The organism is Psychrilyobacter piezotolerans, from assembly GCF_003391055.1.
Lineage (GTDB): Bacteria > Fusobacteriota > Fusobacteriia > Fusobacteriales > Fusobacteriaceae > Psychrilyobacter > Psychrilyobacter piezotolerans.
The window spans coordinates 13,577-30,977 of sequence record NZ_QUAJ01000007.1; the positions used below are offsets into that span (position 1 = coordinate 13,577).

General features: G+C 35.9%; 16 protein-coding genes. All 16 read left to right on the forward strand.

What is annotated here, in order from left to right; all coding sequences use genetic code 11:
- Nucleotides 1-2: 2 nt before the first annotated feature.
- The 16 genes from cobI to DYH56_RS05340 all read left to right on the forward strand — a co-directional run bounded on the left by cobI (nt 3) and on the right by DYH56_RS05340 (nt 17,378).
- Nucleotides 3-722, forward strand: a complete 720-nt coding sequence (gene cobI, locus DYH56_RS05265) for a precorrin-2 C(20)-methyltransferase (RefSeq protein WP_114641821.1) — start codon at nt 3-5, stop codon at nt 720-722.
- A complete protein-coding gene (gene cobM, locus DYH56_RS05270; RefSeq protein ID WP_114641822.1) occupies nt 701-1,459 on the forward strand; it encodes a precorrin-4 C(11)-methyltransferase in 759 nt (252 codons plus the stop codon). Before cobI ends, cobM begins: the two co-directional genes overlap by 22 nt.
- Nucleotides 1,460-1,558: 99 nt before the next feature.
- Nucleotides 1,559-2,593, forward strand: coding sequence for a cobalt-precorrin 5A hydrolase (cbiG, locus tag DYH56_RS05275; RefSeq protein ID WP_114641823.1), 1,035 nt, complete (start codon nt 1,559-1,561; stop codon nt 2,591-2,593).
- Nucleotides 2,594-3,066: 473 nt separating this feature from the next.
- Nucleotides 3,067-3,798 carry a precorrin-3B C(17)-methyltransferase gene (cobJ, locus tag DYH56_RS05280; protein WP_199532976.1) on the forward strand — a complete coding sequence of 244 codons (732 nt, stop codon included), beginning with the start codon at nt 3,067-3,069 and terminating at the stop codon, nt 3,796-3,798.
- Nucleotides 3,795-4,532, forward strand: coding sequence for a precorrin-6A reductase (gene cobK / locus DYH56_RS05285; RefSeq protein WP_158539062.1), 738 nt, complete (start codon nt 3,795-3,797; stop codon nt 4,530-4,532). The genes cobJ and cobK overlap by 4 nt, the downstream gene beginning before the upstream one ends.
- Nucleotides 4,529-5,476 carry an adenosylcobinamide-phosphate synthase CbiB gene (gene cbiB / locus DYH56_RS05290; protein ID WP_114641825.1) on the forward strand — a complete coding sequence of 316 codons (948 nt, stop codon included), beginning with the start codon at nt 4,529-4,531 and terminating at the stop codon, nt 5,474-5,476. Before cobK ends, cbiB begins: the two co-directional genes overlap by 4 nt.
- Before the next feature lie 26 nt (nt 5,477-5,502).
- The gene (gene cobD / locus DYH56_RS05295; RefSeq protein WP_114641826.1) at nt 5,503-6,567 is read left to right on the forward strand and encodes a threonine-phosphate decarboxylase CobD; all 1,065 of its coding nucleotides are present in this window, start codon (nt 5,503-5,505) and stop codon (nt 6,565-6,567) included.
- Nucleotides 6,554-7,579, forward strand: coding sequence for an NAD(P)-binding domain-containing protein (locus tag DYH56_RS05300; RefSeq protein WP_114641827.1), 1,026 nt, complete (start codon nt 6,554-6,556; stop codon nt 7,577-7,579). The genes cobD and DYH56_RS05300 overlap by 14 nt, the downstream gene beginning before the upstream one ends.
- Complete coding sequence (gene hemC / locus DYH56_RS05305) at nt 7,537-8,436, forward strand: hydroxymethylbilane synthase (protein ID WP_114641828.1); 900 nt, start codon at nt 7,537-7,539, stop codon at nt 8,434-8,436. Before DYH56_RS05300 ends, hemC begins: the two co-directional genes overlap by 43 nt.
- Nucleotides 8,429-9,886, forward strand: a complete 1,458-nt coding sequence (gene cobA / locus DYH56_RS05310; RefSeq protein ID WP_114641829.1) for a uroporphyrinogen-III C-methyltransferase — start codon at nt 8,429-8,431, stop codon at nt 9,884-9,886. The genes hemC and cobA overlap by 8 nt, the downstream gene beginning before the upstream one ends.
- Before the next feature lie 14 nt (nt 9,887-9,900).
- Nucleotides 9,901-10,872: a porphobilinogen synthase gene (gene hemB, locus DYH56_RS05315; protein WP_114641830.1), complete on the forward strand. Its 972-nt coding sequence runs from the start codon at nt 9,901-9,903 to the stop codon at nt 10,870-10,872.
- 62 nt (nt 10,873-10,934) lie between these two features.
- Nucleotides 10,935-12,227 carry a glutamate-1-semialdehyde 2,1-aminomutase gene (gene hemL / locus DYH56_RS05320; protein WP_114641831.1) on the forward strand — a complete coding sequence of 431 codons (1,293 nt, stop codon included), beginning with the start codon at nt 10,935-10,937 and terminating at the stop codon, nt 12,225-12,227.
- Between the two features lie 331 nt (nt 12,228-12,558).
- Entirely contained in the window at nt 12,559-13,017 is a 459-nt protein-coding gene (locus DYH56_RS05325; protein ID WP_114641832.1) for a precorrin-2 dehydrogenase/sirohydrochlorin ferrochelatase family protein, read from the forward strand.
- Between the two features lie 129 nt (nt 13,018-13,146).
- Nucleotides 13,147-14,571, forward strand: a complete 1,425-nt coding sequence (locus DYH56_RS05330; protein WP_114641833.1) for a leucyl aminopeptidase — start codon at nt 13,147-13,149, stop codon at nt 14,569-14,571.
- Nucleotides 14,572-15,245: 674 nt separating this feature from the next.
- Nucleotides 15,246-16,562 (forward strand): cobyrinic acid a,c-diamide synthase CobB, encoded by a 1,317-nt coding sequence (locus DYH56_RS05335; protein ID WP_114641834.1) that lies wholly within the window; start codon nt 15,246-15,248, stop codon nt 16,560-16,562.
- 30 nt (nt 16,563-16,592) lie between these two features.
- On the forward strand, nt 16,593-17,378 hold the full coding sequence (locus tag DYH56_RS05340) for a M48 family metallopeptidase (RefSeq protein ID WP_114641835.1): 786 nt from the start codon (nt 16,593-16,595) through the stop codon (nt 17,376-17,378).
- Nucleotides 17,379-17,401 lie beyond the last annotated feature (23 nt).

Genomic DNA, 17,401 nt, shown 5'->3' on the forward strand with positions numbered 1-17,401 from the left:
AAATGGCAAAATTATATGGAATAGGTGTAGGTGTAGGAGATCCGGAAATGTTAACAATGAAAGCTGTAAGAGCTTTGGGAGAATCAGATGTAGTGATTTTACCCCGTGCAAATACAAAAAACTATAGTACAGCATTTGAGATTGCAAAAGAATACATGAAGGAAGATATTGAGAAGGTATTTTTGGACTTTACAACTGTAGATAACGATAAAATACGTGAAGATGATAGATTGGAATATTCAAAGATTGTAAATAGATTGGTAAAAGAGGGGAAAAATATAGCGTTTATAACTATTGGAGATCCTATGACCCTCAGTACATTCGTGTATGCAATGGAACTATTAGAGGATGAGATAGAAGTAGAGTCTATCCCCGGGATTACTTCATTTGCTTCTATAACTTCAAGACTGAGAACACCTTTACTTATGGGAGATGAAACATTAAAAGTTATCCCTATTGCGAAGGAAACAGATCTGGTAAAAGAGATAGAGTCAGCGGATAATTTAGTCTTTATGAAGGTTACCAGAAATTTAGAAAGATTAAAAGAGGCTTTTAGAGAAACAAATAATATGGAAAATGTAGTTTTAATTTCTAACTGCGGAAAAGATTCGGAAAAAATATTTTATGATTTAGAAGATATCACCCGTGATGATATCTCATATTTTTCAACGATATTACTTAAAAAGGGCGGTGTGAGACAATGGCAAAAGTATTTTTCATAGGAGCAGGCCCTGGAGATCCGGAATTAATCACAGTAAAGGGACAAAGACTGGTAAAAGAAGCCGATGTAATCATCTATGCAGGATCATTGGTACCGAGACAGGTTATAGAGTGTCATAAGGAAGGAGCAGAGGTATACAACAGTGCTTCTATGAATTTAGATGAAGTAATAGAGGTAACGGTAAAAGCTATAAATGACGGTAAGATGGTAGCCAGGGTACATACAGGAGATCCTGCTATCTATGGGGCCCACAGGGAACAAATGGATATATTAGCCAGCCACAACATAGAATTTGAAGTTATCCCAGGGGTAAGTTCTTTCCTGGCATCAGCTGCAGCTATAAAAAAAGAGTTTACCCTTCCAGATGTATCTCAAACTGTTATCTGTACAAGGATGGAGGGAAGAACACCGGTTCCGGAATTAGAAAAGTTAGAACTGCTGGCTTCTCACAAGACATCTATGGCAATCTTCTTATCGGTACAGATGATAGACAAGGTGGTATCTCAGCTGTTATCCCACTATGAGTTGGATACACCGGTAGCAGTAATCCAGAGAGCTACCTGGGAAGATCAGAAGATAGTAATGGGAACACTGGAAAATATAGCAGAAAAGGTAGAAGAGGCAAATATCACAAAAACAGCTCAAATTTTAGTGGGAAGGTTTATGGGGGATGAATATTCAAAGTCAAAATTATATGATAAGCATTTTACCCATGAATACAGGGAAGGAATAAAATAGAGACTTAACGCCCCCTTTGTTTCCCCCTCTTAATATAAGTGGGGGGAAGTGTAGTTTTTTGGAGAAATGAAAAAAATTATTTACAGTAGGGAGATTTTTATGAGATTAGCTGTTATCACACTGACTAAAAAGGCCATGAAAAAAGGGGTCGAGATAAAAGAACTGCTCACTCCTACAGATAGATTTAAAACCATAGATGTATTTGCCTTATCAAAATATAGTGATGATAAAACTATACCTATGGATAAAGGCTTTAAAGATACGGTATCCAGGATATTTGATTGCTATGACAGTTTATATTTTATCATGGCAAGCGGAATAGTGGTGAGGACCATAGCACCCCTACTGAAAAGTAAGGATGTAGACCCTGCTGTAATTACAAGTGATGAAGATGGAAACTTTGTCGTATCGTTGCTTTCCGGTCATCTGGGAGGAGCTAATGAATTAGCTTCCCTCATAGCAGAAAATATAGGGGGACTTCCTGTTATTTCCACAGCTTCTGATGTATCTGGAAGTATAGCAGTAGACACTATAGCTATGAAGTTAAAGGCACACCTGAGGAATCTTGAGAGTGCCAAAGATCTAACCGCTCTTATAGTCAACGGGGAAAGGGTGGAACTAAGATTACCTAAGAATATGGTAGTAAGCCTAGACTCTTTTTATCCTGGAGATCAAGAGAAGAATATAAAAAAAGACATAGCAGGAATAGTGGCTGTGTCCAACAGGCTGGATCTTAAGATAACCCAGATAATTCCCAGAAACATAATATTGGGGATCGGGTGCAGAAGGGGTACACCTGCTGAAACTATATCAAAGGGTATAGAATTAACTATGAAAGAGTTCAACCTGCATATGGATAGTATAAAACATCTTGCTACTGTAGATGTAAAAGCAGATGAGACTGGACTATTAGAAGTTTGTGAGAAATTAGGCAAAGAATTGATAGTTATAGATAGGGAGCAGATAAAACCTGTCCAGGATAACTATGAAGGTTCTGATTTTGTAGAAAAAACCATAGGAGTGAGGTGTGTATCTGCTCCTGCAGCTTATCTGTCCAGCAATAAAAATGGTAAATTTATAACGGAGAAAAAAATATATAAGGGTATGACAGTATCTATATATGAGGAGGAGTAGACCCTCTTCCTTCCTAAGGGTGTCACCCTTAACGGACTCTATTTCTTTTTATCTGAAAAAGAAATAGAGGAAAGTGACCGCAAGGGTCATCACCAAAATAACTAATGCTTATTTCATAAGCTAAGAATTTTGAGAAAAAGCAGAAATTTTGAAAATGGCTTTAGGGTAGGGATAAAATAGCTACGAGTTTACGGGCTACAGTCCTCGTTTCACTGTGGAACTTAATCTGTATATCGCTCTTAGTAGGATAATCATCGTTAAAGCAGCATCGCCTTCAAAATTAAAAAAGGCGACTAAGTTAAGATAACACCTAGAAAAAGAAAACTCCGTGAAACTCTAGTTTAAATCTCTGTGTATCTCTGTGTTGATAGATTGTCTTAGTGAGTAATACACGATTGTTGTTAGCGTCAAAATAGGGTTTTAAAGAAAAGTAAAATATTATAATGAGTAATAAACTTGGAGGAGAACATATTATGGAAAAAGGAAAAATATATGTAGTTGGAATGGGGCCTGGGAATAAGGATAATATGAGTTTTAAAGCCTTTGATTCTATGAATAAATCGGATATATTAATTGGACATAAAACATATATTTCATTGGTAGAAGAGATGTTTCCGGAAAAGGAACTAATCAGATCTGCTATGAAAAAAGAGATAGACAGATGTAATGAAACATTGAAGCTGGCTCAAAGTGGAAAAACCATAGCTTTAATCAGCAGCGGTGAATCTGGAGTCTACGGGATGGCAGGAATCATGCTGGAAGTAGCTTTAGACAGTGACATTGAGGTAGAAGTAGTTCCGGGAATTACAGCTTCCAATGCCGGGGCAAGTGTTGTGGGAGCTCCTATAATGCACGACCACGCAACAATTAGTTTGAGTGATCTGTTGACCGACTGGGATTTAATAACAAAGAGGATAGATTTAGCTTCCCAGGGTGATTTTGTAATTTCATACTACAATCCTAAGAGTTTTTCCAGGACTACTCAAATTGTAGAAGCAAGGGAGATCATGTTAAGACATAAGAGTAAAGACACCCCTGTGGCAATAGTAAGAAATGCGAAAAGAGACGGGGAAGAGTATGTGATAACTACATTGGGGGATATGCTGGATCATGAGATCAACATGTTCACTGTGGTAATAGTAGGAAATTCCAAAACCTATGTAAAAAACGGCAAGATGATAACACCTAGGGGATACAAACTTTGATCTTACTTGCCGGAGGGACTAAAGATTCCAGGATAATAGCTGAAAGGCTGTTAAGGGATAAACATAAGATCATCGTGACTACAGCCACAGAATACGGAGGTCAGCTGATCTCCCATCTGGATTTAGAAGTCAGGGTGGCAAAGCTTGATCTAGAAGGCCTTGAAAAACTGGCTTATGAGATGAATATAAGCCGGATAGTAGATGCCACCCACCCTTATGCCATTGAGATTTCTAATAATTTACTAAAATTATCGACAATTTTAGGGGTGCCCTACTATAGATATGAAAGAAGGATGTTGGAATATAAAAAAGAAAACAGTTTTTATGATTTAGAGGAGTTAATTAATTTTTTAGAGGGAGTAAGGGGGAATATCCTCCTTACCTTAGGAAGTAATAATATCCATAGATTTAAAGACTTAAAAAATAAAAAATCTATCTACATCAGGATACTGCCTACTGAATATGCCATAAAAAAATGTGAGGATGCAGGGTTCAGGCCCTCTCAGATAATAGGTCTTCAAGGCCCCTTTAACACCACCTTCAACGAGGCTATCTATGAAAATTATGATATAAAATACCTTGTGACCAAGGAGAGCGGAGCTGCAGGGGGAGAATTGGAAAAGGTAAAGGCAGCTTCGAATTTAGGAGTAGGAGTGGTAGTTTTAAAAAGACCGGTAGTTCAGTATAGAAACCTTTATAACGGGATAGATGATCTGATAGGAGCGATTAAATGAGAGTTGAAAATATAATATTGATCGGGTTTATTCTGGATCTGGTATTTGGAGATCCCAGGAGTTTACTGCACCCAGTGGTAGTAATAGGGAGGGTCATCACTTTTTTAGAAAAAATATTATATAAATATAAAAAAATAGGCGGGATAATATTAAATTTAATAGTTGTAGGGCTGACTATAGGTCTAACATACCTGATTTCGGGTTATTTAGAGATAATTGAGATCTACCTGATCTACACTATATTTGCCACAAGATCCCTGGCTCTTGAGGGAGTGAAGGTATTTAATATATTGAAGAAAAAAGATATGCAGCTGGCAAGAAAGGAACTCTCCTACCTAGTCAGCCGTGATACAAACTATATGCAGGAAAAGGATATAGTCAGGAGTGTAATGGAAACCATCTCTGAAAATACAGTGGATGGTATAATATCGCCGCTGTTTTTTATAGCAGTTGGGTATCTGATTGCACCCTCTACGCCGTTAGGAGTAGCTCTGGGGATGGGATATAAGGCTGTAAATACACTGGATTCCATGGTGGGATATAAAAATGAAAAATATAAAGATTTTGGATGGTTTTCAGCCCGTGTAGATGACTGGGCAAACATTATTCCTGCCAGATTAACGGGAGGAATCTTAATCCCGGTATCGGCATTCTTCCTTGGATATGATTTTAAAAATTCATGGAAGGTATTTTTCAGAGACAGATATAATCACGCCAGCCCGAATTCAGCACAATCTGAATCAGCTGTAGCAGGAGCTCTGGGGGTTCAATTCGGTGGGACTACCAGTTATTTTGGAAGGATGGCAGAAAAGCCTACCATTGGAGATAAGATAAAGGAGTTTGAACTATCGGATATTAAGAAAAATATCAAATTAATGTATGGGTCAGCCTTTTTAGGGATGGGACTGACTTATATGATACTTATGCTAAGGTCTATGAATTAATGAAGCTATAAAGAGGTGAATAAATATTGGAACTACATGGTGGTAACATATATAAATTAAAAAGGGAAAAAGGGGTAGAAGTACTGGACTATAGTGCTAACATCAACCCCTTTGGATTATCTGATAAATTGAAAAAAGGAATCACAGATAATCTATGTGTATTGGAAAAATATCCTGACCCTGAATATATCAGTATGAAAAAAATAATTGCAGATTATAATGGTATTGGGATAGATAACATTGTAGTGGGGAACGGAGCTACAGAGATCATGTTCTTATATGCTAAGTGTTTGAAACCTAAAAAGGTGCTTATAGTATCTCCTACATTTGCAGAGTATGAAAGGGCATTAAAATCAACAAATTGCCAGGTTGAATATTTTCAGTTGAGGGAAGATGAAGACTTTATATTAAATATACCGAGATTAAAGGAAACCTTGGATGAAACTTATGATCTGCTGGTAGTATGCAATCCCAACAATCCTACAGGTAAATTTATAAAAAAAGATATATTAGATGATCTGGCGAAATTTTGCCTGACAAAAGATACTAATATCTTATTGGACGAAGCTTTTATAGAGTTTGTAGAAGGCAATTTGAGTGAATCTATACTGGAATATAAAAATGAAAATGTATTTATTGTCAGAGCTCTGACAAAGTTCTTTGCTATTCCCGGCCTGAGGTTAGGATACGGAATAACTTTTGATAGTGAACTGAAAGAAAAAATAGAATCATCCAGGGAGCCTTGGAGTGTAAATGCCATAGCAGAATTAGCAACCAAGATCTTATTGGAAGACAGTGAATATATAGAAAAATCAGAAAATTGGATAAGAACAGAAAAAGAATATATGTATAAGGAACTCTGTAAGATAGAAGGGATAAAACCATATAAAACAGAATCAAACTTTATATTAGTAAAATTGACAAATGGTATGGAAGCAGGAGAGTTTAGGGAAAAAATGATTTTATTGGGAGTATTGGTTAGAAATGCCAGTAATTTTAATTATTTAGATAATAGTTATTTTCGTCTAGCAATAAAAGACAGGGAAAACAACAGAAAGGTTTTGAGGTGTGTAGAGGATGCAGTTAGATAGTTTTTACGTATTAGGTGTTACTTATGAAGATTTATCCCTTGTTCAAAGAGAAGAAGTGGTAAAAAAAGGGTCACGAAAGATTTTGGATAGATTATTGGAAATCGGAAAGATCGATGGGTATATACTCCTTGAAACCTGCCTTAGAATTGAAATCTATCTTGAAACAGCTGATATAGAAGGGGTAAAAAAAGAGTTAAATGCAGGTGTTTTTTCTATAGAGAAAAATGGAATTACAGGAGTAGAATACCTGTTCCAGGTAATATGCGGGTTTCACTCTATAATAAAGGGAGAAGATCACATTTTATCCCAGATAAAAAATAGTTACTTAAAGGAGTTAGAAAGAAAAAATACGACTAAGAGTATGAATGTTATTTTTAATAAAGCTATTGAACTGGGAAAAAAGTTCAGACATAAAAGCCAAATTTCTAAAAATGCTCTATCCTTGGAAGCTATTGCGTTAAAATTTATAAAAAGTCATTTTGATGACTTAAAAAATCAGAGGATTTTAATAGTTGGAACAGGAGAGATGGCAGTATCTGTACTCAATATATTTACTAGAAATAACATTAATAATATTGTGATGACAAATAGAAGTAAAAAAAGAGTTATAGAATTACAAAAAGAATACCAGGTAGATGCTTTAGATTTCAAAGACAGGTATTTAGAAATTGAAAAATCACAAATTATAATAAGTGCAACAGCAGCTCACCATACTATCCTGGAAAACAAAATGATGGAAGGACTAGGAGCAATGGGAGATAAGATCTTTTTAGATTTGGGCTTACCTAGAGATATAGATGTAGAGATAGAAAAACATGGGAATATAAAACTATATAACCTGGATCATCTGTGGGATGTTTATAGGGGAAATGAAGCAAATAGAAGTAAGCTTATAACTAAATATGAATACTTATTAAGTGACCAGTTGGATAAATTAATAAAACATTTTGAATTCAAGGAGAGAAGTCGGTGCAGAAACAAATCATTATTGGAACAAGAGCTAGTATCTTAGCAGTAGCTCAGGCAGAACTAACGAAAAAAAAATTATTAGAAATAGATAACTCTCTGGATGTTGTGATAAAAAAGATTATTACCAGTGGAGACAAGGATCAGAGAACTAATTGGAATAAGGATAACAAATCATTAAAAGATATGTTTGTAAAAGAAATAGAAAAAGCCCTATTGGAAGGAGAAATCCACCTGGCAGTACACTCTATGAAAGATATGCCGGAATGTCCCCCTGAAGGTCTGGTTACAGGAGCTATACCCCTAAGGGAAGACAACAGGGATATAATGATATCTAAAAGTGGAGCAAGCTTAATGGAGCTGCCGGCAGGATCCGTAATAGGAACCAGCAGTCTCAGGAGGGTAGAAAGTATAAGAGATCTAAGACCAGACCTGGTAATAGAGCCTATTCGTGGAAATATCCATACCAGGATAGAAAAATTAAAAAATGAAAACTTTGATGGGATCATCTTAGCTTATGCAGGACTAAAAAGAGTAGGGTTAGCTCACTTAGCAACTGAAATTTTTGAAATAGATAGAATTATGCCTGCTCCAGGTCAGGGGGCACTATGCATCCAATGTAATGGAAATGACACATCAACTATGGAATTATTATCAAAGATGAACCATCTTGAAACTTCCATAGTCATAGAAGCAGAAAGAGAATTCTCTAAGATATTCGGGGGAGGATGTACGACTCCTATGGGCTGTCACGGGACATTAACAGGAGATAAACTAACCTTAGAGGGAATGTATTATACCAAAGATAAGATATATAAAGGAAAAGTCACAGGGTGTAAGAGTAATAGTAAAAATGCAGCACATGAATTAGCTGATGTGATTAGGAGGCAGATAAATGGGTAAGGTTTATATTGTAGGGGCAGGCCCGGGAGATTTAGAGTTATTGACTCTAAAAGGAAAAAGATGTGTAGAAGAGGCCCACTGTATAGTCTATGACAGGCTGGTAAATCCACAAATACTATCTTTAGCTCAAAGGGAATGTGAAATGATCTATCTTGGTAAAGGAAACACAGAAGGGGGAGTTATCCAGGACGAGATAAACAGAACTATTGTAGAAAAGGCGAAAGAAGGAAAGATAGTTACCAGATTAAAGGGAGGAGACCCCTTTGTATTTGGTCGTGGAGGAGAAGAAATTTTAGCTCTAAATGAAGCTGAGATAGAGTTTGAGGTAGTTCCCGGGATAACGTCTTCTATATCTGTACCATCTTATTCTGGAATACCGGTTACCCACAGGAATATAGCCCGTTCATTTCATGTGTTTACAGGACATACTTCAAAAGAGGGAGATTGGCACAATTTTGACGCCATTGCTAAATTAGAAGGAACACTGGTATTCTTGATGGGGATAAAAAATTTAGATTTAATAGCTGGTGATTTAATTAAATATGGTAAATCTCCTGCAACTCCTGTGGCTATAATAGAAAAAGGCAGCACCAGTAAGCAGAGGGTAATGGTAGGAACATTGGAAACCATTGTTGAAATAGCAAAGGAAGAAAAAGTTGTTCCCCCTGCAATCATAATTATTGGAGAAGTAGTAAACCTGAGATCGGAATTTAATTGGTTTGAACAATTACCATTATTTGGCAAAAACATACTGGTAACGAGAGATTATAAAAAATCTGTAGAGTTTGCCTATGAAATAGAAAAATTAGGCGGTAAAGCTACGGTACTGCCCCTTATCAATATAGAGCCTTTAGATATTGAATTGGATATAAAAGATGCTAAAGCAATCTTATTTAACAGCCAGAACGGGGTAAAAACTTTCTTTGAAAAACTAGATGATGTACGTGTACTGGGGGATAAAAAAATAGGTGTTGTAGGGATCAAAACTTATGAAGAACTTTTGAAACACAGGATCAAACCTGACTTTATGCCTGAAGAGTATCTGGGGAAAAGACTGGCAGAGGAAAGCCTTAATTTTACAGAAGAGGGAGATAAGATCTTATTTATAACATCGGATATTTCACCAATTAATACACAAGAGTGGTCCAAAGAGCACAATAGAAACTTTACAGCTGCTAGAATCTTCAAAACAGAAAAAGTGATAACAACCGATATAGATGATAAAATAAAAGAAGTGGATCTAATTACTTTTTTAAGTTCATCAGCAGTAGATGCGTATATGGAGAGTTTAGGAGATAAAAAACATGATTCAAAGATAAAGATAGCATCTATAGGGAAGATGACAACAAAAAGTATCAAAAGCTATGGGTTGGAAGTAGAGATAGAAGCTAAAACTTCCACAGCACAGGGTTTATTGGCAGAGATTAAAAATTATTATATTAACTTATAAAAAGGAGAAGGGATATGTTTAAAAGACACAGAAACTTAAGAAAATCAGCTGGTATAAGAAAGTTAGTAAGAGATGTATATATAAGTGCAGATGACCTGGTTTATCCATTATTTTTAGAGGAAGGAACAGGTATAAGAACTGAAATCTCTTCTATGCCCGGACAATACAGACTGTCATTGGATATGCTGGATGCAGAGCTGGATACATTGAATGAATTAGGAGTTAACTCGGTGTTATTATTCGGTATCCCTTTGGAAAAAGACCCTTTTGGAAAAGAAGCATATAACGATACCGGTATTGTACAGGAAGGAGTCAGGCAGATAAAGAGACATTCACCTGATATGGTAGTTATAACCGACGTTTGTATGTGTGAGTATACTTCTCACGGGCACTGTGGTATCATAGATGAATCAGGGGTTATCAACGATACTACCATCGAATATATAGCAAAAATAGCCTTATCCCATGCTAAGGCTGGAGCAGATATTGTAGCACCTTCAGACATGATGGACGGCAGAATAAAGGCAATAAGAGATATCTTAGATGAAAATGGATTCAATGAACTGGCTATTATGAGTTACAGTGTAAAATATGCATCATCATTTTACGGGCCATTTAGAGAAGCTGCAGATTCAGCTCCTGCACATGGAGACAGAAAACAATATCAAATGGATTATAGGTTTAGTATAGATGCAGTCTCTGAAGCCAGATCGGATATAGAGGAGGGAGCAGACATAGTAATAGTAAAACCTGCCCTGTCATATCTGGATGTAATCAGAAAAATAAGAGATACATTTGAAGTTCCAGTGGCTGCATACAGTGTCAGCGGGGAATATGCAATGATAAAAGCAGGGGCATTGAACGGCTGGATAGATGAAAAAAATATAGTTATGGAAAAAACATATGCCATGAAAAGGGCAGGAGCCAATATAATTATTACGTATTTTGCAAAAGACATAGCCAGATGGATAAAAGAAGATAAGTAGAAATCAAAATAAACTAGAAATAGTGCATATATAGCCCTATTTCATTATACAAGGAGAGAGAGATGAACTATAAAAATTCTAAAGATATATTTGAAAAAGCGGTAAATATAATTCCTGGAGGAGTAAACAGCCCAGTCAGAGCATTTAAATCGGTGGAAAAAGAGTTTCCTATCTTTGTAAAATCAGCAAATAAAGCTCATCTTATGGATGAAGATGGAAATAAATATATAGATTTTATCCAGTCATGGGGGCCTATGATCTTAGGACACAATGATGAGAGGGTAATAAAAGCAGTTCAAGCCGCTGTCTTAGATGGTTGTTCATTTGGACTGCCTACTAAAAAAGAAGTGGAGTTAGCTGAACTGATCATATCCATGGTTCCTTCCATTGAAAAAGTAAGATTAACTACATCAGGAACAGAAGCTACAATGGCAGCAGTAAGGGTAGCCCGGGCATATACAAAGAAAAATAAGATATTAAAATTTGAAGGGTGTTACCACGGTCACTCAGATTCATTATTGGTAGCAGCAGGATCGGGATTGTTAACTGAAGGTTACCAGGATAGTAATGGTCTTACAGAAGGTGTATTAAAAGATACATTGACTCTGCCATTTGGAAATTTAGAAAAAGTTGAAAAATTGATGGAAAAAGAAGAGATAGCCTGTATCATAGTAGAGCCAATTCCTGCTAATATGGGACTTATCGAAACTAAAAAGGAATATTTGGAAGGATTAAGAAAATTATGTACAGAGCATAATACACTTTTAATATTTGATGAAGTTATAAGCGGATTCAGAATCGCAGCCGGGGGAGCACAGGAGCACTATGGAATTACTCCTGATCTAACTACCTTAGGAAAGATAATTGGAGGGGGATACCCGGTCGGAGCATTTGGTGGAAAGAGAGAAATAATGGATATGATTGCACCTGTAGGAGATGTATATCATGCAGGAACACTATCGGGGAACCCTATATCGGTAACGGCTGGATTTGAAACTCTAAGCATATTAAAAAATACTCCATCTCTATATACAGATTTAGAAGCTAAAGTAGATTACATTGTTGAGGGTATATATAAGTTATCTGAAAAATATAACGTACCAGTGTGTGTTAACAAGGCAGGGTCTTTATTCACTATATTCTTTACAGACAAGAAAAAAGTAGAAACATTGGAAGATGTAATGGCCAGTGACACCACTAAATATTCTAAATACTTTAATGCTATGTTAGAAAATGGAGTAGTAGTTCCACCATCTAAATTTGAAGCACACTTTATGGGTGCAACTCATAATGAAGAGATCTTAAATGAAACTTTATCTGCAATGGAGAAGGCATTTATAGAAATTTCAAAGTAATTATAATAATTCATAAGGATAATGCCTTGTGCTTACCCGATAAGTTAACCAATAACTTAAAAAAGGAATAGAACGCTGATGCTTATGCACACACGGATAAAATAAAGATAATCACAGATATATTTATAATTTAAAACTCAGAATTCAAACTGTTTAACTTATAATGATTCGTGTAATTCGTGACAAAAATCAGATTTTAGTCTGTATTTAAATGTCAGAATTTAGTCTGCGTCAAGAGTTTTAGTGAGCCGTTATTTGTTACTGATTTTTAGTTATTGGTGTAGATTGGTGGCAAAAAGAAATTTCCTAATAAAAAAAATAAGGAGTCAGAATGAAAAAATATTTTCCAATCTTTGTAGATTTAGAAAAAAAAGATATCCTGGTAGTAGGTGGGGGAAAGATAGCCTATAGAAAGGTAAAAACCCTCCTTAGCTACGGAGCCCGAATAGAGGTTATCACACCAGAGATCAGGGATGAAAAGTTTTATGAATTGGTAGAAGAAAAAAGTATTAAATTAACTCCTAGAAAATTCAGGAACAGCGATATCCATGGGAGATTTTTAGTCGTAGGGGCTACAGACAATAAAGAATTGAATAAGGAAATCTATGAATTAGGAGACTCAGAGAATACCTTAGTCAATAATATAACAACTAAGGAAGATCTCAATGCAAGATTTTGTGCTGTTCATAGAGGGGAAGATTTCCAGGTAGCTATTTCAACAGATGAAGGAAACCCTAAAAGAGCATTGGAACTGAAAAAAGCTGTGGAGGAAAAAATTAATAGTAATTAAAGAAAAAACTCCAGTTTTAATACTGGAGCTTTTTTTATAATCATTACAATTATACTTGCTTATATAGTTTAGATATACTATACTAAGAATAGACAAAGATAAAATAAAACGATTAAAATTGGGGGAATTATGAATATTAAATTAGTAAAGGATTTTAATAAGATCTATGATGCGTATGTTATGCCAAAATTTGAAGGGGAAGTAAAGGTCTATGATAAATTAACAATCGAAGAAAGGATAATTTTAGAAAAATTGATTGAGAAAAAAGAATTTACAGGTAAAAAGAATACATCTATTAGCTGTGAATTGATGCATAAGGGAAAATTAGTTAACATAACTTATATAGGTCTTGGGAAAAGAGAAAAATTAAAGACCTATGATGTTATAGATGCCTTCCATAAGGCTCTCAAAGATCTGGATGGAGAAATCTTAATAGGAACTCATGGTGTAGAAGTTACCCAGGTAGTAGAAGCTGCCCACTATGCTAAATATGATTTCAATAAATATAAAACAGATAAAAAAGAGAAGAAAGAGTGCAGTTTTGATATTTTTGTAGAGGAAGATACAACGGATATCTGTGAGGGAACTGTTTTAGCGGAATCTGTAATTTTAACCAGAGACCTGGTAAATGAGCCTGCAAATGTTATTTTCCCTGAAAGTTTAGCTCACGAGGTTAAAGTATTAGGGGAAAAGTATGAGTTTGAAGTAGAAATATTTGATGAAGATAAGATATTAGAATTAAAGATGGAAGCATTTTTATCGGTAGCCAGGGCTGCTGAGAAAAGACCTAAGTTTATAATTATGAGACATCTGGGAGATCCATCTAATCCTACAGAGATCCATGGATTAGTAGGAAAAGGTTTGACATATGATACAGGTGGATTATCATTAAAGCCCAGTGCAGGAATGGCTAATATGAAAACAGATATGGGGGGAGCTGCCACTGTAATAGGAGCTATGTGCGCTCTTTCCAGGATGAAAGTAAAGAAAAATATAGTAACTGTAATCGCTGCGTGTGAAAATTCAATTGGTGGAAATGCTTATAGACCTGGAGATATTATTGGGTCTATGGGGGGAAAAACTATAGAAGTTGATAACACAGACGCTGAAGGAAGATTGACTCTTATCGATGCTGTGCACTATATCATCAATCATGAAAACGTAAAGGAAGTAATAGATGTAGCTACCCTTACAGGAGCGGTACTGGTGGCTCTGGGAATGACTACAACAGGTGTACTGGCAAATAACGATGAGATGTATAAACACTTAGAGGAAGCATCTGAAATAGCAGGTGAAAGAGTTTGGAGATTACCTAACTTCCCTGAATACAAGGAACTTTATAAATCTAAGATAGCAGACCTTAAAAATACAGGGGGAAGATTTGGCGGAAGTATCACAGCAGGAATGTTTATAGAGGAATTTGTAGGGGAGACTCCTTGGATGCACCTTGATATTGCAGGGACATCATCTACAGATGCACCATATGGTTATTATACCCACGGTGGAACCGGACAAATAGTAAGAACTCTTTATAATTATTATTTAAAGAAGTAAATTAAGATAAAAATTATTTTATTGGGAAATTAGGTTAAATTAACTTAACCTCCCTAATTAACAGAGGATCCTCTATTAATTAGGGAGGTTTTTTTATTTGTAAGTAGGAAGTTTAGACAAAAATAAGATTCTAAATACCCTCTTCCTTTTTAGGGTTCCGCCATTAACAGGGTTCATGAAAACATGTTTCACTCCTAAAGGAGCGAGATACTTTTTCTCAACAGCTAGAAATAAGTATCCAAAAAGAGCCGGAAGTTTATATGTTGTCTTAGTAGAGTAAGTCACGATCGTCATTGTAGGAACAATACTGCTGAAGCGGAACGACTATAAACTTCAGTTTAAAACCTAAGGAAAAATAAGAAGACTTCGTGCTATAGCTGTAAGAGTTTTATACATTTAAATTTTTTTCTAATTATAAGAAAATTTAATACTTGTATATTCTTCGTGTAATCCGTGACAGAGGAAGGTTTTAGATCAGCGATAACCAGAGCTATGATCAGATATAATCCGCGTTCTATTGATTTATTTGTGGTAACTAGCGATAGCCGAGAGAAAACATGGAGTAGGAGGTAAAAGTCATTTTTTTTATTAATCTTTGCAAAAATTTCCAAGGAATTGTATAATTTTAGTATTAAGATTAGAGGGATATATATCCTTCCAAAATAGGGGGAAAAATGAAAAAAATACTTATTGCAGGGACATCCAGCGGAGCAGGAAAAACAACAATTAGTACAGCTATAATGGGTGCTTTAGAAGGGGTATCACCATTTAAGGCAGGGCCCGATTATATCGATCCAAAGTTTCATGAATTTGTAACTAAAAATCCGTCCAACAACTTGGATCTTTTTATGATGGGTGAGGATGCAGTAAAATATATATTCTCTAAAAATACTAAAAATATCAGTATAGTAGAGGGGGTTATGGGCCTCTATGACGGATTGAACCATGAACTGGATAACTACAGCAGTGCTCATCTGTCCCGTATTCTGGATATTCCTGTAATACTGGTAGTCAGTGGAAAGGGTAGTTCCACAAGTATAGCAGCTACAGTGCTGGGATTTAAAAATTTAGACCCCAGGGTAAAGATAAGAGGGGTTATATTAAATAATGTCGGAAGTGAAGGATTATATAACCTTTTGAAAGAAGGGATAGAGAGATACACCAAAATCCCGTGTGTGGGATATTTCCCGAAGGATGACAGGGTATCTATAGGTGAGCGTCATCTTGGGCTGCAGCAGGCCAGTGAAATAGAGGATTTAAATGAAAAGATCGAGATATTAAAGGATATGGCAAGAAAATATATAGATTTAGATAAGATATTAGAGATTGCAGAGGATGGAAATGAGGCGGTTGAACTTAAAAATCCAGCGGAATATCTGAAAGACAGGTTTAAAGGGAAGAGGGTAGGAGTAGCAAAGGACAGGGCATTTTCATTTTACTATTCCGAAAACTTAAAACTTATGGAATATACAGGGATGGAGATAGTGGAATTTTCTCCTGTAAATGATTTTCATCTGCCTCCTAATCTGGATTATATATATTTAGGAGGAGGATACCCGGAGATATTTGCTAAAAAATTATACGGGAATAGCTCTATGATGGAAGATATAAGAAAAGCTTCCAAGGAGATCCCTGTCTATGCTGAGTGTGGGGGGTTCATGTACCTTACAAAGGGGATAGAGCAGCTGGATGGGAATTTTGATCATATGTGCGGACTGTTAGATATAAAGGTAGAGATGAAACCGCGGCTTAATATCGGAAGGTTTGGATATGTGGACTACGAGAGTAAAGATGGAATAATCGGCAGATGCCATGAATTTCATTATTCGGATATCTATGATATAGATGAGGAAAACCTATATTTTGAACTGAAGAAAAAAAATGGAAGAAGATGGTCGTGCGGCTATGAGAAGGATAAGATTATCGCAGGATATCCCCACATCCATTTCTATGGAAATTTAGATCTGTTTGTGAACTTATTTGATAGATGATCAAAAAAAAGACAACTAGGGAGGAAGAAAATGAAAAAATTAGTATTATTATTTAGTTTAATATTTATTATATCTTGCAGTAATGTACCAGTTACAGAAAGAAATCAATTAATGCTGGTGAATGAAAGTGACATCATTGTATCCAGTGAGAAGCAGTATGAGGAATTTTTAAAGGAAAATCCGCCTTTAAACAATAAAAATTCGGAATTAGTAAAAAAAGTTGGTAAAAATATCTCTGTGGCTGTAGAGTTATACTTTAAAGAAAAGGGGCAGGAGGACCTCCTTGAGGGATATGATTGGAAATTTAACCTGGTAGATGGAAAAGATATAAATGCCTGGTGTATGCCAGGAGGAAAGGTAGCTTTTTATACCGGGATTCTGCCTGTAACAAAAGATGAGCTGGGGTTAGCAGTAGTTATGGGGCATGAGGTGGCCCATGCAGTAGCCAGACACGGCTCTGAAAGATTGAGTCATCAAATAGCGGTACAAACAGGTGCTAATCTTCTAAATTTAGGTTTGTCCAATGTACAAACTTCTATTTCAAGTGATTTGGCACTCCAGGCTTATGGAGTAGGGACTAATCTGGGGATCTTAAGTTATTCCAGGAAGCATGAATTAGAGGCAGACAGATTAGGGTTGATTTTTATGGCTATGGCAGGATATGACCCTAAAGAAGCCATAGAATTTTGGAAAAGAATGGCAAAACTTAGCAGTGATGGAGGGAATGAATTTTTGAGCACCCATCCATCTCATGAGCATAGGATAGAGGATATAGGGAAATATCTTCCTGAAGCCATGACTTATTACAATAAATAAAATTGACAGAGTAAATTGATATA